The 18,245-nt window shown below is 62.0% G+C and carries 20 protein-coding genes and 1 tRNA gene; 8 read left to right on the forward strand and 13 right to left on the reverse strand.

From position 1 onward, the window contains the following. Positions 1 to 280: 280 nt before the first annotated feature. The gene (gene clpB, locus KUV51_RS08955; protein ID WP_222521302.1) at positions 281 to 2,896 is read right to left on the reverse strand and encodes an ATP-dependent chaperone ClpB; all 2,616 of its coding nucleotides are present in this window, start codon (positions 2,894 to 2,896) and stop codon (positions 281 to 283) included. A 442-nt stretch (positions 2,897 to 3,338) separates the two neighbouring features. Between clpB and KUV51_RS08960 the strand changes: the two genes are divergently transcribed. Then, positions 3,339 to 3,650 carry an orotidine 5-phosphate decarboxylase gene (locus KUV51_RS08960; RefSeq protein ID WP_222521303.1) on the forward strand — a complete coding sequence of 104 codons (312 nt, stop codon included), beginning with the start codon at positions 3,339 to 3,341 and terminating at the stop codon, positions 3,648 to 3,650. A 194-nt stretch (positions 3,651 to 3,844) separates the two neighbouring features. Next, positions 3,845 to 4,561 (forward strand): orotidine-5'-phosphate decarboxylase, encoded by a 717-nt coding sequence (gene pyrF / locus KUV51_RS08965; protein WP_222521304.1) that lies wholly within the window; start codon positions 3,845 to 3,847, stop codon positions 4,559 to 4,561. A gap of 228 nt (positions 4,562 to 4,789) precedes the next feature. Here pyrF and KUV51_RS08970 read toward each other — a convergent pair whose 3' ends face one another. Beyond that, entirely contained in the window at positions 4,790 to 5,215 is a 426-nt protein-coding gene (locus KUV51_RS08970; protein WP_222521305.1) for an NUDIX hydrolase, read from the reverse strand. A gap of 54 nt (positions 5,216 to 5,269) precedes the next feature. On the opposite strand from KUV51_RS08970, the gene KUV51_RS08975 reads away from it, so the two are divergent. Then, on the forward strand, positions 5,270 to 6,523 hold the full coding sequence (locus KUV51_RS08975; RefSeq protein WP_222521306.1) for a DNA polymerase IV: 1,254 nt from the start codon (positions 5,270 to 5,272) through the stop codon (positions 6,521 to 6,523). A 3-nt stretch (positions 6,524 to 6,526) separates the two neighbouring features. On the opposite strand, the gene KUV51_RS08980 is transcribed toward KUV51_RS08975, so the two are convergent. Continuing rightward, positions 6,527 to 7,387, reverse strand: a complete 861-nt coding sequence (locus KUV51_RS08980; RefSeq protein WP_222521307.1) for an N-formylglutamate amidohydrolase — start codon at positions 7,385 to 7,387, stop codon at positions 6,527 to 6,529. Positions 7,388 to 7,536: 149 nt separating this feature from the next. Between KUV51_RS08980 and KUV51_RS08985 the strand changes: the two genes are divergently transcribed. Both KUV51_RS08985 and ykgO read left to right on the forward strand, forming a co-directional pair. Then, positions 7,537 to 7,611 (forward strand) — tRNA-Val (locus tag KUV51_RS08985). Positions 7,612 to 7,717: 106 nt separating this feature from the next. Continuing rightward, positions 7,718 to 7,843 (forward strand): type B 50S ribosomal protein L36, encoded by a 126-nt coding sequence (gene ykgO, locus KUV51_RS08990; RefSeq protein ID WP_005850168.1) that lies wholly within the window; start codon positions 7,718 to 7,720, stop codon positions 7,841 to 7,843. 279 nt (positions 7,844 to 8,122) lie between these two features. Here the strand turns inward: ykgO and KUV51_RS08995 are convergent, their stop codons facing one another. From KUV51_RS08995 to KUV51_RS09005, 3 genes are all read right to left on the reverse strand, one after another. Next, positions 8,123 to 8,542 carry a DUF4440 domain-containing protein gene (locus KUV51_RS08995; RefSeq protein ID WP_222521308.1) on the reverse strand — a complete coding sequence of 140 codons (420 nt, stop codon included), beginning with the start codon at positions 8,540 to 8,542 and terminating at the stop codon, positions 8,123 to 8,125. Further along, positions 8,539 to 8,745, reverse strand: a complete 207-nt coding sequence (locus KUV51_RS09000) for a ParD-like family protein (RefSeq protein ID WP_222521309.1) — start codon at positions 8,743 to 8,745, stop codon at positions 8,539 to 8,541. The genes KUV51_RS08995 and KUV51_RS09000 overlap by 4 nt, the downstream gene beginning before the upstream one ends. A gap of 68 nt (positions 8,746 to 8,813) precedes the next feature. Beyond that, entirely contained in the window at positions 8,814 to 9,872 is a 1,059-nt protein-coding gene (locus KUV51_RS09005) for a sodium-dependent bicarbonate transport family permease (RefSeq protein WP_222521310.1), read from the reverse strand. Positions 9,873 to 9,968: 96 nt separating this feature from the next. Between KUV51_RS09005 and KUV51_RS09010 the strand changes: the two genes are divergently transcribed. The 3 genes from KUV51_RS09010 to KUV51_RS09020 all read left to right on the forward strand — a co-directional run bounded on the left by KUV51_RS09010 (position 9,969) and on the right by KUV51_RS09020 (position 12,498). Further along, entirely contained in the window at positions 9,969 to 10,832 is an 864-nt protein-coding gene (locus KUV51_RS09010; protein WP_222521311.1) for a LysR family transcriptional regulator, read from the forward strand. Between the two features lie 90 nt (positions 10,833 to 10,922). Next, positions 10,923 to 11,798 carry a glutathione-dependent disulfide-bond oxidoreductase gene (yghU, locus tag KUV51_RS09015; protein ID WP_222521312.1) on the forward strand — a complete coding sequence of 292 codons (876 nt, stop codon included), beginning with the start codon at positions 10,923 to 10,925 and terminating at the stop codon, positions 11,796 to 11,798. A gap of 220 nt (positions 11,799 to 12,018) precedes the next feature. After that, a complete protein-coding gene (locus KUV51_RS09020; RefSeq protein ID WP_222521313.1) occupies positions 12,019 to 12,498 on the forward strand; it encodes an aggregation factor core in 480 nt (159 codons plus the stop codon). A gap of 10 nt (positions 12,499 to 12,508) precedes the next feature. Here KUV51_RS09020 and KUV51_RS09025 read toward each other — a convergent pair whose 3' ends face one another. The 7 genes from KUV51_RS09025 to KUV51_RS09055 form a co-directional block, all read right to left on the reverse strand. Continuing rightward, positions 12,509 to 13,132, reverse strand: a complete 624-nt coding sequence (locus KUV51_RS09025; protein WP_222521314.1) for a cysteine hydrolase family protein — start codon at positions 13,130 to 13,132, stop codon at positions 12,509 to 12,511. Continuing rightward, the gene (locus KUV51_RS09030) at positions 13,129 to 13,587 is read right to left on the reverse strand and encodes a MarR family winged helix-turn-helix transcriptional regulator (protein ID WP_261385754.1); all 459 of its coding nucleotides are present in this window, start codon (positions 13,585 to 13,587) and stop codon (positions 13,129 to 13,131) included. The genes KUV51_RS09025 and KUV51_RS09030 overlap by 4 nt, the downstream gene beginning before the upstream one ends. Before the next feature lie 84 nt (positions 13,588 to 13,671). Beyond that, positions 13,672 to 15,285, reverse strand: coding sequence for an iron ABC transporter permease (locus KUV51_RS09035; RefSeq protein ID WP_315898825.1), 1,614 nt, complete (start codon positions 15,283 to 15,285; stop codon positions 13,672 to 13,674). Positions 15,286 to 15,506: 221 nt separating this feature from the next. Further along, entirely contained in the window at positions 15,507 to 16,712 is a 1,206-nt protein-coding gene (locus KUV51_RS09040) for a phenylacetate--CoA ligase family protein (protein WP_222521315.1), read from the reverse strand. A gap of 5 nt (positions 16,713 to 16,717) precedes the next feature. Next, the gene (locus tag KUV51_RS09045; protein ID WP_222521316.1) at positions 16,718 to 17,005 is read right to left on the reverse strand and encodes a DUF6958 family protein; all 288 of its coding nucleotides are present in this window, start codon (positions 17,003 to 17,005) and stop codon (positions 16,718 to 16,720) included. Position 17,006: 1 nt separating this feature from the next. Further along, entirely contained in the window at positions 17,007 to 17,387 is a 381-nt protein-coding gene (locus tag KUV51_RS09050; RefSeq protein ID WP_222521317.1) for a cupin domain-containing protein, read from the reverse strand. Between the two features lie 12 nt (positions 17,388 to 17,399). Beyond that, positions 17,400 to 18,224, reverse strand: a complete 825-nt coding sequence (locus tag KUV51_RS09055) for an ABC transporter ATP-binding protein (protein WP_222521318.1) — start codon at positions 18,222 to 18,224, stop codon at positions 17,400 to 17,402. Between the last annotated feature and the right edge of the window lie 21 nt (positions 18,225 to 18,245).

An 18,245-nucleotide genomic window follows, 5' to 3' on the forward strand; every position in this document is an offset into this window, starting at 1 on the left:
CGCAGCGATACATCCAAGCCAGCATAATACTCCATTCGAATTCTCCCATGTTCACAGATGCCCTGTGATCCTATCGGGAGCTCGACCTCAGTTCAGGGTCAGCCCAATTACGCATGCTTTGGGCTGCAGTCCGTCAAAAGCAGTAGTCTGGGAATAGCACGACAACCCAAAACCCTAACAAATCCTAAGTCCCCCTCTGTAACCCATTGAAGTCTATGGGGGCGTGGGGTGTCCCAGCGTGGGACACCCAGGGAACGGCCCCATCCGGGGCCCATGAAAATCAATGCACGACCGCATCCTCGGGCCGGGGCCGATTGGTCCCCGAAACCCGGTCCCCAATCAGCAGCCCATCAGGCCCAGCCGTCACCTCCACGGTCTCTCCATCCTTGATATCCCCGGCCAAAAGCATCTCCGCCAGCGGGTTCTGAAGCGCCGATTGGATCACCCTTTTCAAGGGCCGCGCCCCGAAAACCGGGTCATACCCCTCATCCGCCAGCCAGGTCTTGGCCGCCTCATCCAGCGACAGATCGATTTTCCGGGCCGCCAACCTTTTGAGAAGCCGGGCCATCTGGATGTCCACGATCCCGTCCATATCCCCGCGCGCCAGCCGATCAAAGATGATGGTCTCATCCAGACGGTTCAGGAATTCAGGCCGGAAATGCGCCCGCACCGCGTCCATCACATCCCGCCGCGCCTGAGACGCATCCGCCCCGTCCGGCAGCTGGCTGAGCGCCTGGGCACCCAAATTTGAGGTGAGGATAATCAGCGTCTGCTTGAAATCCACAGTCCGCCCCTGACCATCCGTCAGAACCCCATCATCCAGAACCTGAAGCAACACGTTGAACACGTCCGGATGCGCCTTCTCGACCTCATCAAACAGCACCACCTGATAGGGCCGGCGCCGCACCGCTTCGGTCAGCACGCCCCCCTCATCATAGCCCACATAGCCCGGAGGTGCCCCGATCAGCCGCGCCACCGCATGCTTTTCCATGAACTCCGACATGTCGATGCGAACCATCGCGCTGTCATCGTCAAACAGGAACTCCGCCACAGCCTTGGTCAGCTCGGTCTTGCCCACGCCGGTCGGCCCGAGAAACAGGAAAGACCCCAACGGCCGGTTCTCATCATTCAACCCCGCCCGCGCGCGGCGCACGGCATTGGCTACCGCACGCACGGCACTGTCCTGCCCAATCACCCGGTTGTGCAACTGCTCTTCCATGCGCAAGAGCTTCTCACGCTCGCCTTCCAGCATCTTGGACGTCGGAATACCGGTCCAGCGTTCAACCACGCTCGCGATCTGCTCAGGGCGCACGGCTTCTGCCACCATGGCATCCGTCTCGGCGCCCTCTGCCTCGGAAAGTTTACGCTCCAGATCCGGAATCACGCCATAGGACAGCTCACCCGCCTTCGCGAGGTTGCCCTCGCGCTTGGCGATGTCGAGCGCCGCGCGTGCATGATCCAACTGCTCCTTGATGTCACGGGCAGAGGCCAGCTTGTCCCGCTCGCCCTGCCATTGCGCCGTCATCTCGGCGCTGCGCTCCTGCAGGTCGGCGAGATCCTTCTCCAGCGTCTCGAGACGGTCTTTCGACGCCTGATCGTCCTCAAGCCGCAGGGCTTCCACCTCGATCTGCATCTGCAGGATCTGACGGTCGAGTGCATCGAGTTCCTCAGGCTTGGAGTCCACTTCCATCCGCAACCGGCTCGCGGCCTCATCGACAAGGTCGATGGCCTTGTCGGGCAGGAAACGGTCCGTGATGTAGCGATGCGAGAGCGTAGCCGCCGTCACCAATGCAGAGTCCGATACGCGCACGCCGTGGTGCAACTCGTACTTCTCCTTGATCCCGCGCAGGATGCTGATCGTATCCTCAACCGTCGGCTCGGCAATCATCACCGGCTGGAAACGACGGGCGAGGGCCGCGTCCTTCTCAACATACTTGCGGTATTCATCGAGGGTCGTGGCACCCACACAGTGCAACTCACCGCGCGCCAAGGCCGGCTTGATCAGGTTGGCCGCGTCCATCGCGCCATCCGTCTTGCCCGCACCTACAAGGGTGTGCATCTCGTCGATGAACAGGATGATCTCGCCCGCGGCTTCGGTCACTTCGGTCAGAACCGCCTTCAGCCGCTCTTCGAACTCACCGCGATATTTCGCACCCGCGATCAGCGCGCCCATGTCCAAAGCCAGCAACCGCTTGTTGCGCAGGCTTTCGGGCACGTCACCATTCACGATGCGCAGGGCCAGACCCTCGGCAATCGCGGTCTTACCCACACCCGGCTCACCGATCAGCACCGGGTTGTTCTTGGTCCGACGGCTCAGCACCTGCATGGCGCGGCGGATTTCCTCGTCGCGGCCAATGATGGGATCGATCTTGCCCGCCTCGGCCCGCTCGGTCAGATCCATCGCGTATTTCTTCAGCGCGTCATAGCCTTCTTCGGCACTAGCACTGTCGGCCGTGCGGCCCTTGCGGATGTCATTGATGGCAGAATTCAGAGCCTGCGGGTTCACCTTGCCCGCCTCAAGCGCATCCTTGGCACCGGATTTGACCATGCCAAGCGCCATCAACACCCGTTCGACCGGCACAAAACTGTCGCCTGCTTTCTTGGCCAGCGCCTCGGCCTCGGCCAGCACCTTGGCGGTCGCGTTGTCCAGGTAGACCTGCGCGGCATCGCCCGTCACCTTGGGCATCTTGGCCAGCGTCTGGTCCACATGGACCAACACGCGCGATGGGTCACCACCCGCACGCGTGATCAGGTTGGAGGCGAGGCCCTGCTCGTCATCCATCAACGCTTTCAGCAAGTGTTCGGGGGCAAGCCGCTGGTGGCTTTCGCGGGTTGCAATCGTTTGGGCCGCTTGGACAAAGCCGCGCGACCGCTCCGTGAACTTGGACAAGTCCATGGGTCATTTCTCCTTTTCAGCGCCCAGTTTAGCCCGCGCCCTCTCGGAGGCACACGGGCCATCGGGCCTATGGATCACAGATGGGTAAGAGCGGTGCGTTGCACAAGTGCCACAGGTCGAAAATCGGCGCGATTTTCCGGGTATACGCGCGCGGTCAAATAGTCCGTCAAACTCACATATTTGCTTCACAACCATACGGACACCTCACATTTTTCAGCAAAAACGTGCCGATTCAATGGCTTACTCATCGCTGGAATATCCATACGCCGCCGTAAAGAAAAAGTTAACAAATTCAGAATCTTGAGGCAGATCAGCGCGCAACATCCCGATGCCAATGCACGGCTCCGTGAATCGCCGTGACGGTTTTTCCCCCTGAAAACCGGGAACCGGCTACCCATGTCGTAAGTTATACGAGCAGAACCACAACATGTAGGTGACCAAAATGCAGACTGTTCCGTTGCAACTGAGCGATGTGATTTACAACGCCGCCACGCAGTCTTTCGAAGCTCTCGTGACCGTACACGACACGGACGGAGCACACAGCTACGCTTGCGCCATCGACGCACCCATTACCATGGAATTTGAAGACGCCGCCGCAGGGCTCGCGACGCAAGCCATGCGCCGCCACACGCACGGGCGGTCAAATGCGGCACATCTCCCCGCAGCACGCGCGCCGCGCCGCCCGAACAGACTGGCCGGTCTGCGTCGCATGACAATCGACAAGTTCGCAACGCTGCGCCCGCGCGCAGCCTGAGTTCCCTCGTTTCGTCGCTGGACCCGCATCGCGCTTTTCTGTCCCCCGCGCCATGCTCCACGACGAAACCAAGACAGAGACGGGTGCCTGCCTGCTAAGTCTCTGATACTGGCCCGGATGCCACGCGCATCCGGGCTTTTTTTCCGCCGACACCTGCCCTACACCCGGCCCAGGCCAAGCGCGAGGGGCAGAACATGGCAGATGACAGGTTGATCGTGGCGATGGATGTGCCACATGCGGTGGCAGGACTGGAACTGGCCGACCGGCTCGGCGACAGCGTCAGCTTCTACAAGATCGGGCTGGGGATGCTCACGGGGGGTGGTCTGGCGCTGGCCAACGAGCTGAAACAGGAACGCGGCAAACGTATTTTCCTGGACATGAAACTGTTCGACATCGGCGCGACCGTCGAGGCTGCGGTGCGGGGCCTTGCGCAATTCGATCTGGATTTCCTGACCGTTCATGGTGATCCGCATGTGGTCCGCGCGGCCAAGGAAGGGGCGGCAGGCAGCAACCTGAAAATCCTCGCCGTCACGATCCTGACGTCGCTCGACCGTCAGGACCTGGATGACAGCCTGATCCAAGCGGGCGACATCGGTGATCTGGTCAGTGAACGGGCCGGTCGCGCATTCGCGGCCGGGGCCGACGGCGTCATCGCTTCCCCGCACGAGGCGGCCATGATCCGGGTGCTGCCAGAGGCGGAGAATCGGCTGATCGTGACCCCGGGTGTGCGGCCTGCCGGGTCCGATCTGGGTGATCAGAAGCGAGTCGCAACACCCGCAAATGCCATCGCCAGCGGCGTCGACCACATCGTCGTGGGGCGTCCCATCTGGAAATCTCCGAACCCAAAAGCGTGCGCCGAAGCAATTTTGGCAGAAATGCTTAGTCCGCAGGCACAATCTCCAAACCACTGACAACGCGCCAGTTTTTAGACTCGTCCACAGAAACTGACGCTTATGTGGATCAATAAGTTGTGCCATTTCGGCAACGGACCACCGTATATTGGCCGGTCAGGAAATCCGTACTCGGAAAACTCCCGCAATGGTGGTAGTTTACCCTAGGTGATACTCCCCGACGAACCGGCTCTTCCTGAGGTTCGTCACCTCCCCCCGCTTAGCGCGGGGGGCTTTATGTAAGGCCCCCTAAAACTCGGCAGACCGTACGCCAGCTAGGTAGTCACGCAAGCGCGGCTTGAACAATGGCACGACCATCTCGTGGTCCAGAAAGGTCTGCACGTCCATCAGCTCCCACGCTTGTCCCTCATCCCCCAGCACGATGTCACGTGCGGTTTCTTCGGGCACATGCGCTGCGAAAAACCAAGTGATTTTGCCGCTGGTGGCGGCATAGTCACGGCCCCAGCGCACGAGCCCGGGATCGAGCGTCAGGTTCAATTCTTCCCGTGTCTCGCGCAGGGCACATTGCAGCGGCGTCTCGCCATTTTCCCATCCGCCACCAGGCAAATCCCAGTAGTTCGGCCATTTGATATTCGGATCGTCATCCCGCAGCATGGTCGCAAGGCGGTCGCCGACAAACAGGGCCAGCTTCGCTCCGGTGATCCGTCTGCCCATGTTCAATCCTTTGTCGATTTGCTACATCGACAGGACTAGCCACAAAGCCACCCCATGCCCAGCCTATGCCGTGATTGCCTGACCACCTTTGCAGCGGGAAACCGCTGCCCGTCCTGCAATGCGCCGCGCGTGGTCAGCCATCCCGAGCTGTTCGATCTGTCGATCGCGCATATGGACTGCGATGCGTTCTACGCCTCGGTGGAAAAGCGGGATGATCCAAGCCTTGAGGGCAAGCCAGTGATCATCGGCGGCGGGCGACGCGGCGTGGTGTCCACGGCCTGCTACGTGGCCCGCATCCGCGGCGTGCGGTCGGCCATGCCAATGTTCCAGGCGCTCAAGCTCTGCCCCGACGCCGTGGTGATCAAGCCGCGCATGGACGCCTATGTCGAAGCCTCCCGCGCGATCCGCGTCATGATGGAGGAGCTGACCCCCGCCATTGAACCCCTGTCGCTGGATGAGGCGTTCCTTGATCTCACCGGCACCGCCCGCCTGCATGGCGCACCCCCGGCGGTGATGCTGGCGCGGCTGGTCAAACGGATGCGGGACGAGTTGGGCCTGACCGGTTCCATCGGCCTCTCGCACAACAAGTTCCTGGCCAAGGTCGCTTCCGACCTCGAAAAACCGCACGGATTTTCGATCATCGGCGCGGCCGAGACGACCGACTTCCTCCGCAACAAACCCGTGCGCCTGATCTGGGGCATCGGCCCCGCCGCCCAGCAGTCGCTGGAGAAGGCAGGGATCCGCACCTTCGCCGACCTTCTGCGATGGGAGCAGACCGACCTCGTGGCCCGCTTCGGATCAATGGGCGACCGGCTGTGGAACCTTGCACGGGGCAAGGACGCCCGGCGCGTGACCCGCAACGCGCCCATGAAATCCATCAGCAACGAAACCACCTTTGGCGAGGATACGAACGATCCCGACATCCTCGACGGTCACCTCTGGCGTATGGCGGACAAGGTGGCGAGCCGGGCAAAAGCCAAGGGGATCGCAGGCCGCGTCGTGACGCTCAAACTGAAACGTCACGACCATTCGTCCCTGACCCGCCGCGTGTCCCTGCGCGACCCCGCGCAACTGGCCGACACGATCTACCGCACGGCACGCGGGTTGTTCGATCAGGTGGGGGATGAGGGGCCGTACCGCCTCCTCGGCTGCGGGATCTCCGACCTTGTGGATGCGGACAGCGTACAGGCTTCCGGTGACCTGCTCGATCCCGGCGCACGGCAAAGGGGCGAGGCCGAGCGCGCCGCCGATGCCATCCGGGACCGCTTCGGGCAGGATGCAATTGTGAAAGGGCGCGCCCTGCGCTGAGTGCTACTCAGCAGCCAGCGGCATCCGGCTCTGACCAACTGTCGACAGCTCGGACACAACCGTGCGTAGTCGGTCCCGCACATCATCGAAATCCGCGTTCGGCGTCACCGTGCGTTCGTTCATGTAGAGGGAGCGATCAATCTCCACCTGCACCGCATGCTGGTGGCGGGACGGACGACCATAGGCCTGCGTAATATAGGCCCCTGCAAAAGGCGCATTGCGTGCAACCGTAAAGCCGGCCGCGGCAAAGGCCGCCTCGACCATGTCCACGATCTCGGCCCCGGCAGCGGCACCGAACCGGTCCCCCAGAACCACATCGGGCCGTTTGCGTGCGCCCTGTGCAATGCCGTCCATCGCTTCATGCGGCATAGAATGGCAATCAATCAGAACGGTCAGCCCATGATGCTGATGCGCCCCATCCAGCAGCTTTTGCAGAATGGCGTGATAAGGCCGCCAATAAAGATCAATGCGCCGCTCGGCCTCGCGCATCGGCAGCTTCCCGCGATAGATCACCCGGCCATTCGCGACCACACGGGGGATCACGCCCAGACCGCTTGCAATGCGGGGATTGTGCCCTTGGCGGCGGACCCCTTCGATCAGGGCGGGGTCAAGCTCATCCGCGCTGCGGTTCAGATCGACAAAGGCCCGGGGCGCGCCGGCCTTGAGCAAGGGGGCGCCGTATTGCGGTGCCATGTCAAAGAGCTTGTCGACAAACGCGTCCTCGGACGAGCGGATCGTCTTTTCATCGAGCATGGTCCGACGCAGGAAACTCCACGGGTAGTCGCGACCCGAATGGGGCGATGCAAACACGACGCACGACGTGCGGCGCTCCGGGTGCAGAACTTCGTATGCGACCTTTGGCATGGCCCCTCCTCTGGCGTCCAACATAGCCCGAGAAGTGGGAAAGCCAAAAGCCCTTGATCCTCTGATCGACTCCTTTTATACGCCCCCTCACCCGGCGCGGATTCCCGCGCCCACAGGTCTGTGGGCAGGCAATTCGGGACGGTCAGAGTGGGCGATTAGCTCAGCGGTAGAGCACTTCGTTGACATCGAAGGGGTCACAAGTTCGATCCTTGTATCGCCCACCATCCATTTCGCCAACCGGGGCAACCCGCACGGCATCTACACCAGCGCAGATGCGCTAAACTGCAACCCGGCGCTGCTTCGCGCCATGAAACATGAGGAAGAAGCGCCATGAAGGTTCGCAACTCGCTCCGTTCGCTCAAGAACCGGCACCGTGATTGCCGCGTCGTGCGCCGCAAGGGCCGCGTGTACGTCATCAACAAGACGCAGCGCCGGTTTAAAGCCCGCCAAGGCTAAGGTCACAGCGATACAGATTGAAAAAGCCGCTCCATCCGGGGCGGCTTTTTTCGTTGGAGCGGTCGCGTTGCACCGCCACCCTCGGCAGCTTGAACACCAATGCAAAACCTGAGGCGTGCATTGCCAGACCGCGGGGTGGCGATCCAAGGCCAGTTCGATTCACTTTATGTCAGCCAAGCACATCTTCGCTCAGAAGGACGCGCCCAGACCAATCAAATCGCCAGCCCGGGGGGCGGTCTGGCAATGCACGGCGCCTTCGGCTTGATTCCGTGCAGGCACTTAAAACCCAGCACCCTTCGCGGTCCACGCCGCCATCTCGTCATCCGCAATCGTCAATGACACCCGCCAACGCCCCGCAGTCTTGCGCAGGATATAGACATGCTCCCAAGCAGCGATGACCTCGCCATCCTTTCCAAGCATCCGATACGCCATGCGCGCCTGTGCGACGTCCGGGAAGAGCGTTTCGACTGCCAGCAGCTCGCCTTTCGGCTCCACGACGCCTTGCTTGCGATAGAACTCCATCAGGCCGACGCAGTGATCACGGAAGGCGCCGCGCTCCATCGCAAAGTTCCCGGTGGGCGACGGAAAAAGGCCGACCTCATCCCACAACTCTGACAAAGCGTCGGCATCCTCCCGATCAAACGCGCCGACATAGTCGCCAAAGAACGCCGCGATCTCTGCCTGAACATCCGCGCTCAAGAGGCAACATCCACGTCAGGCTGCGCGTCAGCCTGTGCGAGCTGCATCTTCACAATGTCGGTAAAGGCCATCGTCGGGTTTGCTTCGGCCAGCATACCGATCTTCATCCAGAACTCCGCCTGCGCGTTGATGGACCGGCACATGACCGAACTGGCGCGCCGGATCTCCTCGTGCAGCCCTTCATCAATCTTGACCAGTCCCATGTCGTGATCCTTTCGATGATATACGGTTCATATATGAAACATATATATCAGAAGGTCAAGTTAGGGCACTAGAACCCGATGAAGTAATCCGCCAGCGCCATGAACAGCGGGATGCTCAGAATAGCCACCGGCGTGCCCAGCCCGGTGGACGTCCCCACATAGGCCGACGGGTTCGCCTCGGGCAGCGCCGCGCGCATCGTGGGTGGGCCAGAGATGTCAGAGCTCGACGCCGCCATGATCGCCAGCAACACCACACCGCCTGCCGAGAAGCCGGTCAGATGGTGCGCGATCAGACCTGCACCAAAGCCCAGCGCACCATGCACCAGAGGGGCCGTGATCCCGTAGAACAGGTACGCATGCGCCACGCCCTTCAGCTCCGACAGCCGCGACCATGCCTCGATCCCCATGATCAGCATCAGCACGGACAGCAGTCCCCGGAACAGCGGCTCGTAAAAGCTGGCATAGACCGATTCAGGCCGCGCAAAGAGGCCCAGCGCCAAGCCCAAAAGTAGGGCAGAAATGGCAGGCGACCGCATCGTGTCGACCAAGATGCCCTTGATCAGACCCTGTTCGACCGCCGGGCCACCTGTTCCTCCGCCACCCATGGCTATGGTGCCGCCCTGCACATTCGCGGCTGCTGCCTTCCGCGCAGCCGCCAGCCGCGCCAGCACGATGGCGGTCACAAGGGCCGCAACATCCATGAACGGATAAAGCGCGCCGATGAACCCTTCATAGGCAATGCCTTCATCATCCAGTACCGCCATGCCCGCCGCGAGGGTCGATGCGGACACCGCCCCGAACAGCCCGACCGTGGCCGTGGCGTCCAACTGCGACACGCCCCGCCACTTGGACAGCGTGAAGCGCCCCAGAACGACAATGGCAATGCCGAGTGCGGCCGCCAGTAGCGCAGGCACCGCCAGCTCCATGAAATTCGCCTCGCGGACAGAGATGCCTGCACCGATCCCCACTTTGAGCAGCAGCAAGACGACGATGAATTTGTAAATCGGTTCGGGGATCTCGAACTTGCTACCCAAAGCGGCCAGCACCATCCCCCCGATCAGAAAGGCGAGCGTCGGCTTCTGCAATTGCGCCAGAATGGTCGTAACAATCTCGGTGATGATATCCATGACACGCCTCTCCTTGGGGTTGGAGCAGCATGTAGCGGCGCGGCCAGTGGATAAAAAATATAACTATTGCTCCCTATCGTTCTATATTCTGAATGTATGGATACGCTGAATTATCACCACCTCCGCTATTTCCGTGCCGTCGCGCATGAGGGCAACCTGACCCGTGCCGCTGAAAAGCTGAACCTGTCGCAATCCGCTTTATCCACGCAAATCAAGGCGTTGGAGGCACGGCTGGGCCATAACCTTTTTGAACGTGTGGGCCGTCAGCTGAAGCTGACCGAGGTCGGACGCATCGCCCTTGACCACGCCGACCGCATCTTTGGCACCGGGCAGGAACTGATCGAGACGCTGAACCGCAGCGCCGCCCATGCCCCGCCCCTCCGCGTCGGTGCGCTCTCGACCCTGTCGCGCAACTTCCAGATGCAGTTCCTGCGCCCCATTCTGGATCATCCAGAGGTCGACATCGTTCTGAAGTCGGGTCAGAACACCCCCTTGTTGCGGTCCCTGGAAGAACTTGCGCTTGATGTCGTTCTGACCACGGATGCGCCCACCAGCGCTGCCGGCTCCGACTTCATCGCGCATCGCCTTGCCGGTCATGTCGTCAGCCTGCATGGCACGCCGGACCGGATGCGGCATGGATCATTGCAAACCCTGCTGTCCTCTGAACCCGTGATCGTACCTACAGAAAGCGCGATCCGGACCGGGTTCAACCGCCTTACAGCGCGGCTTGGCCTGCAACCGCGCATCATCGCGGATGTGGACGACATGGCGATGGTGCGCCTGCTTGCACGCGAAGGCGTCGGCCTCGCCCTTGCGCCTGACATCGTGCTGGCTGATGAGATCGCGTCCGGGCAACTCGTCACGGCACCGTTCAACACCGGCATCACCGACACGTTCTATGCCGTCACGACCCAACGCAGCTTTCCGCATCCGATGCTCTCGACACTGTTACCTGACTGAAGCCTGTGCATCACGGCACAGCGGCAGCCCTTGTCACCCCTGCCGTGTCGCATAGGTTCGGGCGATACATGAAATGCGAAAGGCCCAGATATGAGCGATCCCACCTACACGCCCCCCGCCAAATGGACATGGGACGCAGAGTCCGGGGGCAAGTTCGCCTCGATCAACCGGCCCATCGCCGGACCCACGCATGACAAGGAGCTGCCGGTCGGCAAGCATCCCTTTCAGCTTTACTCGCTCGCGACCCCCAATGGCGTGAAGGTCACGATGCTGTTCGAAGAGCTGCTGGCCGCGGGCATCAGCGACGCAGAATATGACGCCTGGCTGGTGGACATCGGCGAAGGCGACCAATTCGGCTCGGGCTTTGTGAGTGCCAACCCAAACTCCAAGATCCCCGCGCTGATCGATCGCTCTGGCGACAAGGAGCTGCGTGTCTTCGAAAGTGGGTCCATCCTGATCCACCTTGCCGAGAAGTTCGGCAAGTTCCTCCCTGCCTCCGGCCCCGCCCGGACGGAAACGCTCAACTGGCTGATGTGGCAGATGGGGTCGGCCCCGTTCCTCGGCGGCGGGTTCGGTCACTTCTATGCCTACGCGCCTGAGAAATACGAATACCCCATCAACCGCTACGCCATGGAGAGCAAGCGGCAGCTGGATGTGCTGGACCGTGAACTGGCGGAGAAGCCGTTCATCGCGGGGGACGAGTATACCATCGCCGACATGGCGATCTGGCCGTGGTACGGGCAGCTTTGCCTGGGCCGTCTCTACAGCGCGGCAGAGTTCCTGGATGTGGAGAGCTATACCAACGTGCTGGCGTGGGCCAAGAAGATCGACGAGCGGCCCGCGACCTTGCGCGGGCGGATGGTGAACCGGGCGTTTGGGGAGCCGGAAATGCAGCTTCACAATCGCCATGATGCGTCCGATTTCGACACGCAAACGCAGGACAAGATCGGGTCCAAGGACGCGTGAACGGTATTTGTCCCCGCGGGGACACGCTGTTCGGTCAGGTCACGCGATCTTCATCGCTGTCTGAAACTGCAACGAAACCAAGGCGCTGCCGCATCGTGCGGTGTGGTAGCGCATTTTAACCCGTGGCGCGGCACCCTCGTGCCCGACGGGGTGCGGTCGGTTGCCGGGCGCGCGAAGCAAGCTAGGTCAAAAACATCTTGTTTGATCGGAGACCTGCCCCATGCGCGCCATCCTTCTTGCCCTTTCGGTTCTTATCCCCTCCGCCGCTGTTGCAGACTTGACGGTCAGCTTTCGCGATGGCGCCCCAAAAGACCGCTTCACGCTCAGCTATGATGGAGCCTGTGCGCTGGACCGGCTCGACGTGCAGATCGACCTTGGCGCGGCACCGGCTGGGTTGATCTTTGACACCACGGCGGCGGGCGCAGGGGTCGAGGTATTCCAGCCGCTTGAATGGGTGTCGGGCGCTGCCAGCACCTCTGAAGTGACGGATGGTGATACGCTGTTGTCGCTGTCGCTCGACGAGGTTCGGCCCGGCGCGACCTGGGCCTTTACCGTGGACATCGACGACACGACAAGCACCCGGCAGATCACCGTGGATGGTTCGGAAATGGCTGGCGCCGTTCTAAGGGCTGACGGACAGGCCGCTGCATTTGATGCGTCGGGAATGGCGACGGTGCGGCTGGCAAACTGCCTGTCGTAGCGCGGGCGTTTTACCGCAGCGCGACACCTGCAGCATTGAGACGATCCTGCGACTTGGCCGTTGGTGCGGCCGCAAGCGTGCCTTCCGTGATGACCCCGACCTCATAGCCGCGCTGACGCGCCGCAAGTGCCGTTTTCAGGACGCAGTAGTTCAAGTCGAGCCCGACAATCCGGAGCCGCCCGACATTGAGCTCCGCCAGCAGGGGCTCCAGCGCGCCCGTTTCGAATGAATCCTGCACCCGTTTGACCAGAACATGGTCGGCAAGATCGTCAAAAGGTGCAGCCAGCTCGGTGCCCGGCGTGCCAGCCACCGCCTGCCCTTTCATCAGCAGGCGGGCGATGGCCTTGGTTGATGGGATGGACCATTCCTGGCGTACCGCGATGACAGGCATTCCTTGCGCCTTGGCTTCGGCCACTTCGTTCAGAATGGTGGCTTCGGCCTGTGCCTTGGCCTCATCAGAATAGGGGCCGTGATCCCAGAACACGGTTTGCAGATCGATCAGCAGCACCGCCGTCTGGGGCCGGTTCCCGATGGGATCGCCCTGACTGATGGCGCCGATGCGGTGAATGCCGTTGCCCAGCCAAAGAACTGAGCCCAGTGCGAATGCTGCCACGATATATCCCACGAGTGTCATATCTCAGCGCCCTCTTTCCTGAGCCGTTCCGTGAGCATCCGCACAACGCGCAGCGCGGTCGATACGTCGGCTGACGGCAGGTCGGCACCGATGGTCTGCACAAGCGCCATTTCCCGCTCGATCACCTGCGCGATCAGGGCGCGCCCCGTGTCCGTCAGGGCCAGAAGCGGCGACCGTTTGTGCCGGGGATTCGGACATTGCCGCGTCAGGCCGGAGGCAAGTGTTTCGTTGACCATGACCTGCACATACTGACGCTTGATGTCCAAATGCGCCGCGATGTCGGGCACGGTCATGTCGCCCTCTGCGTGCAACACCTCCAGCACCGCCCTCATCCGGACGGTCAGGTCGGTGTCCGCCAGCCCGCGTTCGACGGCAGCTTCGGCCGCCTGCATCAACGGGCGGGACATCCAGACGATCTGATAAAGCTCATCGTTCTGCATAATGACAATATACATGTCATTTTGACATTATAATTGTCAATATGATTTCAGCGCAAACAGCCTCGGGCTGAAATCACTCCGTCCAATTGGATTGAAGCGTTAGCGCCGCCCGACCTGGCGGCAGATCAGGATCACCGGCAGCAAGCCCACGGCCACGATCACAAGGCTGGGCACCGCGGCACCATTCAACCGTTCGTCCGAGGCGAGGCGATAGGCCTGCACCGCCAGCGTGTCGTAGTTGAAGGGCCGCATGATCAGCGTTGCGGGCAGTTCTTTCATCACATCGACAAAGACGATCAGCAATGCCGTCAGCAGGCTTGGCGTCAGGATCGGGAGGTGAACCCTGCGCAGGGTGGCGAAGGGCCCTTTGCCCAGTGATCGGCTGGCCGCGTCCATATTCGCGTGGACCAGCGCCTGCCCACCTTCGTAAGCGCCGAGAGCGGCAGCCAGGAAGCGGACCATGTAGGCAAAGACGAGGAGCCAGATGGAGCCGGTGATCAGCAGCCCGGTGGAGATGTCGAAGGTGCTGCGCATCCAGGCATCGAGCGCATTGTCGAACGCGGCGAAGGGCACGAGCAGGCCCACCGCAATGACACCGCCAGGCACAGCGTATCCAAGCCGCGCGATATAGGCGGCGATGGTCGAAGACCGTCCGGGACGGCTGCGCAGGTAGTAGCCCACAGTGATCGCCGCCACGAGCGTCAGCCCTGCCGCCGTCGAGGCAAGCACCAGGGAGTTGCGTATGAAGCCGAGGTAGCGGGTGCTCAGCAGGTCCTGCTCGGACCCAATGCCCATGTTGAAAAGCGCGATGATCGGGAAGACAGCCCCGAAGAAGACCGGCACGGTGCAAAGCGCGATGGCGCCGGCCGCGTACCAGCCCGTGAGCGTCAGGGGCGGGTGGTGGCGCTGGCCCCGGCTGGGGTCATGGTATTTGGCCTGTCCCCTTTGCGTCCGCTCCAACACCGCGAGCAGAAGCGCAAAAGAGAGCAGGCAGAGCGCCAGTTGCGCCGCCCCGGCCCGGTCGCCCATCGAGAACCAGCTGGTGTAGATGCCGGTGGCAAAGGTCTGGACCCCGAAATAGGCGACGGTGCCGAAGTCGGCGATCGCCTCCATCACCGCCAGCAGAACGCCCGCCGCGATGGCCGGTCGCGCGAGTGGCAGGCTGACCCGGAAGAACGCCGAGAGTGGGCGAGAGCCCAGTGCCCGCGCCGCCATGAAGGTCGAGCCACTTTGCTGGATGAAGGCGGCGCGGCTGAGAAGGTAGACGTAAGGGTAGAGGACGAGGACCAGCATGGCGGCGGCACCGCCGAGCGAGCGAATCTCCGGGAACCAATAGTCGCGTGGTCCCCAGCCCATGATACTCCGCAGCGTGGTTTGCACGATGCCGGGGTGGTCGAGGATATGCGTGTAGGCGTAGGCCAGCACATAGGCCGGGAAGGCGAGCGGTAGGACCAGCGCAATCTCGAACAGCCGCACGCCGGGGAACCGCGTCATGGTCACGAGCCAGGCCGCCCCCGTGCCGATGGCGAAAGTGCCGACCGACACCAATGCAACGAGGAGCAGCGTGTTGCCCGTGTAGCGCCCAAGTACGGTGCCGATGAGGTGCTGTACCGTGTCCGTCCCGCCCGTGGCCGCTGCCACGCCTACGGCCACCATGGGCAGCAGACAGATGAGCGCAACGATCCAGCCAAGCACCGGCAGCGCGCGCGGCACCGCGCTGCGCGGGGCGTCGGACTGAAAGAAAGAGGTAAGCGCCACGTGTGTTCCCGTTTCTGGACCTTTGGCGTTATCTTATGTTTTCGCTCGGGTTTCCAGTGTCTGGATGGGCGGAGGACACCTCCGCCTTACGAGGCCTGTGCGGGATGGCTGGTGATGGAGGGGGGCCAGCCCCCCGGCTGCGCCTCCCCCCGGAGTTTATCTGGCAAGATGAAGGATCAGTCGTAGCTGCGCTGGTCTTCGATCACGAGCCCGTCTTTGGGCAGGGAGCCGGGTGCATGGATCTCGATCGTGCCCTTGAGTTTGAGTGTGTCGATCACGGACTGCGCGTAGGTTTCGGTCGTGTCGCACGGGCTTTCGATCTGGACCGTCATGGCGTCCTGTTCACCCTGCCGGGTGGCGATGACGCGGGCGCGGGTGACTTCATCGTGCTTAGCGACCAGCGCCGCGACCTGTTCCGGGCGCACGAACATCCCCTTGATCTTGGTCGTCTGGTCGGCGCGGCCCATCCAACCCTTGATGCGCATGTTGGTGCGGCCGCAGGGGCTGTGGCCGGGCAGCACGGCACTCATGTCGCCGGTGGCGAAGCGGATCAGCGGGTAGTCGGGGTTGAGGGAGGTGACGACGACTTCGCCCACCTCGCCTGGCGCGACTGGGTCGCCGGTGCCGGGGGTGACGATTTCGACGATCACGCCTTCGTCCACGATCATCCCTTCGAGCGCGGGGGACTCATAGGCGATGTTGCCCAGATCCGCTGTCGCATAGGACTGCATGCAGGTGATGCCGCGGTCCTTGTACTCCTGACGCAGCGAGGGGAAGAGGGCACCACCGCCAACCGCCGCCTTCGTGATCTTGAGCGTCACGCCCATCTCTTCGGCCTTGTCGAGGATGATCTTCAGATAGTCGGGCGTGCCTGCATAGGCGGTGGTGCCGACGTCGCGCGCCGCTTGGACCTGTAATTCGGTTTGCCCCGTCCCGGCGGGCAAGACAGTCGCACCAACCGCCCGCGCACCGTTTTCGAAGATCATACCGGCAGGCGTAAGGTGATAACCAAAGCAATTCTGCACAATATCACCTGGCCCGAAACCGGCAGCATGCAGGAAGCGGCCCATGCGCCACCAATCGTGGCTGACCCCGCCCGGTTCATAGATGGGACCGGGGGATTGGAACACATGGGCAATGTTCGACACCGGGATGCCACCAAATGGCGGTTTTTCAGCCTGCCACTTTGCCAGTTCGGATTTGCGCAGAACCGGCAAATGGGCGAGGTCATCGATGTATTTCAGCTTGCCGATCTCGGGGAGGCAGTTGCCTTCGGCCGCTGCTATGCGCGCCAGATTGGCGTTCACCGCCTCAAGCTGCGCCGCATGGCGCGCGTCGGACGAGCGGGTTTCCAGATCGTCGTAATACACTTTGTCCAACATCTCTTTCATACCGCCCTGATCTGTTGCGGACCTTTGACATCGAGGCGTTCGATCTCGCCCCGCACTTCCATTTCCAGTTTGACCGTCACCACGTGCCAGCCGAGCTTGCCCAGATCGGCGAGGGTCTGGTCATCCAGCCGCGCCTGCACCGCTGTGTTGAGGTCTTTGTAAAGTATCGGCCCCTCTTCCAACGCCCCAAGGATCGCACCGCGCACTGCGTCGAACTTCCACGTGGGAATGCTCGTGACCCCATCGCGCCCTTCGGCGGGGGTGCGGCAGGCGACCTTGTCCATGTCAGTTGGCCAGAACGGTGAGCGGTTCACCCTTGCGCACGACAAAGGTGGTGATTGCAACCATCGGCGCGTCACCCACATTGGTCAGACCGCCATGCACCTGTCCTTCGGGGAAATAGAGCGGCGTTCCGACGGCGAACTCGACAATGTTGCCATTGGGCGCTTCGGCACGCGCGTCTGTGACAACCACCGTGTGTTCATCGCCCGGATGGGTGTGCAACGGAATGGTGGCCCCTACTGGCACGGTCAGGCGGAACACAACCACTTCCATGGTGTCCGATCCCGGCACGGCAGTGCGGCGGATTTCCTCGCGCGCGATGTCCTGTGCCAAGGCATTGCCCGCCATCAAGAGGGCGATTGCAGTCAAAACAAATCGTTTCATGCCAAAACTCCCTTAGCTCAGCCAACGTTTGCGGCGGCGGTAGCTCCGCACATCGCGGAAGGACTTGCGCCCTTCGTCCGACATGCCGAGGTAGAATTCCTTTACATCCGGGTTCTCGCGCAGCTCTGCGGCAGGGCCGTCCATCACCACGCGCCCGCTTTCCAGAATGTAGCCATAATGCGCAAAGCGCAGGGCGACGTTCGTGTTCTGCTCGGCCAGAAGGAAGGTCACGCCCTCATTCTCGTTCACCGATTTCACGATGCCAAAGATCTGTTCGACCAGCTGAGGGGCCAGCCCCATCGACGGCTCATCCAGCAAAATCGTCTCGGGCTTCGACATCAGCGCCCGGCCAATCGCCGTCATCTGCTGCTCCCCGCCCGAGGTATAGCCCGCCTGCGACTTCCGCCGCTCCTTCAGCCGAGGGAAATAGTCATAGACCATCTCAAGATCAGCAGCGATCGCACCCTTGCCATCCGAACGGGTATAAGCGCCGGTCATCAGATTTTCCTCGACCGTCAGGTGTTCGAAGCAATGCCGCCCCTCCATCACCTGCACGACGCCGCGTTTCACCAGATCGGCGGGATCCATCTCGGCCGTATTGGCCCCGTGATAGGTGATCGACCCCTTGGTCACCTCACCGCGCTCGCTCGCCAACAAACCCGAAATCGCCTTGAGCGTCGTGGTCTTGCCCGCGCCATTGCCACCCAGCAGCGCGGTGATGCCACGCTTCGGCACCTTCAGGCTCACGCCTTTCAACACGAGGATCACGTGGTTGTAGATCACCTCGATATTGTTGACCTCAAGAACGGTCTCGGTCTGAACCTCGGCATCCAGCATGGGCCACCTTCATTGTTCCAA

The organism is Tateyamaria omphalii (assembly GCF_019802125.1).
Classification (GTDB): domain Bacteria; phylum Pseudomonadota; class Alphaproteobacteria; order Rhodobacterales; family Rhodobacteraceae; genus Tateyamaria; species Tateyamaria omphalii_B.

What these genes read in the sequence shown, in the direction of transcription:
- KUV51_RS09055 (WP_222521318.1), bottom strand. Translation starts at nt 18,224, where the DNA reads ATGCTGGATGCCGAGGTTCAGACCGAGACCGTTCTTGAGGTCAACAAT.
- KUV51_RS09045 (WP_222521316.1), bottom strand. Translation starts at nt 17,005, where the DNA reads ATGGACAAGGTCGCCTGCCGCACCCCCGCCGAAGGGCGCGATGGGGTC.
- ykgO (WP_005850168.1), top strand. Translation starts at nt 7,718, where the DNA reads ATGAAGGTTCGCAACTCGCTCCGTTCGCTCAAGAACCGGCACCGTGAT.
- KUV51_RS09005 (WP_222521310.1), bottom strand. Translation starts at nt 9,872, where the DNA reads ATGGATATCATCACCGAGATTGTTACGACCATTCTGGCGCAATTGCAG.
- KUV51_RS09010 (WP_222521311.1), top strand. Translation starts at nt 9,969, where the DNA reads ATGGATACGCTGAATTATCACCACCTCCGCTATTTCCGTGCCGTCGCG.
- pyrF (WP_222521304.1), top strand. Translation starts at nt 3,845, where the DNA reads ATGGCAGATGACAGGTTGATCGTGGCGATGGATGTGCCACATGCGGTG.
- yghU (WP_222521312.1), top strand. Translation starts at nt 10,923, where the DNA reads ATGAGCGATCCCACCTACACGCCCCCCGCCAAATGGACATGGGACGCA.
- KUV51_RS08960 (WP_222521303.1), top strand. Translation starts at nt 3,339, where the DNA reads ATGCAGACTGTTCCGTTGCAACTGAGCGATGTGATTTACAACGCCGCC.
- KUV51_RS09000 (WP_222521309.1), bottom strand. Translation starts at nt 8,745, where the DNA reads ATGGGACTGGTCAAGATTGATGAAGGGCTGCACGAGGAGATCCGGCGC.
- KUV51_RS09020 (WP_222521313.1), top strand. Translation starts at nt 12,019, where the DNA reads ATGCGCGCCATCCTTCTTGCCCTTTCGGTTCTTATCCCCTCCGCCGCT.
- KUV51_RS08980 (WP_222521307.1), bottom strand. Translation starts at nt 7,387, where the DNA reads ATGCCAAAGGTCGCATACGAAGTTCTGCACCCGGAGCGCCGCACGTCG.
- clpB (WP_222521302.1), bottom strand. Translation starts at nt 2,896, where the DNA reads ATGGACTTGTCCAAGTTCACGGAGCGGTCGCGCGGCTTTGTCCAAGCG.
- KUV51_RS09025 (WP_222521314.1), bottom strand. Translation starts at nt 13,132, where the DNA reads ATGACACTCGTGGGATATATCGTGGCAGCATTCGCACTGGGCTCAGTT.
- KUV51_RS08970 (WP_222521305.1), bottom strand. Translation starts at nt 5,215, where the DNA reads ATGGGCAGACGGATCACCGGAGCGAAGCTGGCCCTGTTTGTCGGCGAC.
- KUV51_RS09030 (WP_261385754.1), bottom strand. Translation starts at nt 13,587, where the DNA reads ATGTATATTGTCATTATGCAGAACGATGAGCTTTATCAGATCGTCTGG.
- KUV51_RS09040 (WP_222521315.1), bottom strand. Translation starts at nt 16,712, where the DNA reads ATGTTGGACAAAGTGTATTACGACGATCTGGAAACCCGCTCGTCCGAC.
- KUV51_RS09050 (WP_222521317.1), bottom strand. Translation starts at nt 17,387, where the DNA reads ATGAAACGATTTGTTTTGACTGCAATCGCCCTCTTGATGGCGGGCAAT.
- KUV51_RS08975 (WP_222521306.1), top strand. Translation starts at nt 5,270, where the DNA reads ATGCCCAGCCTATGCCGTGATTGCCTGACCACCTTTGCAGCGGGAAAC.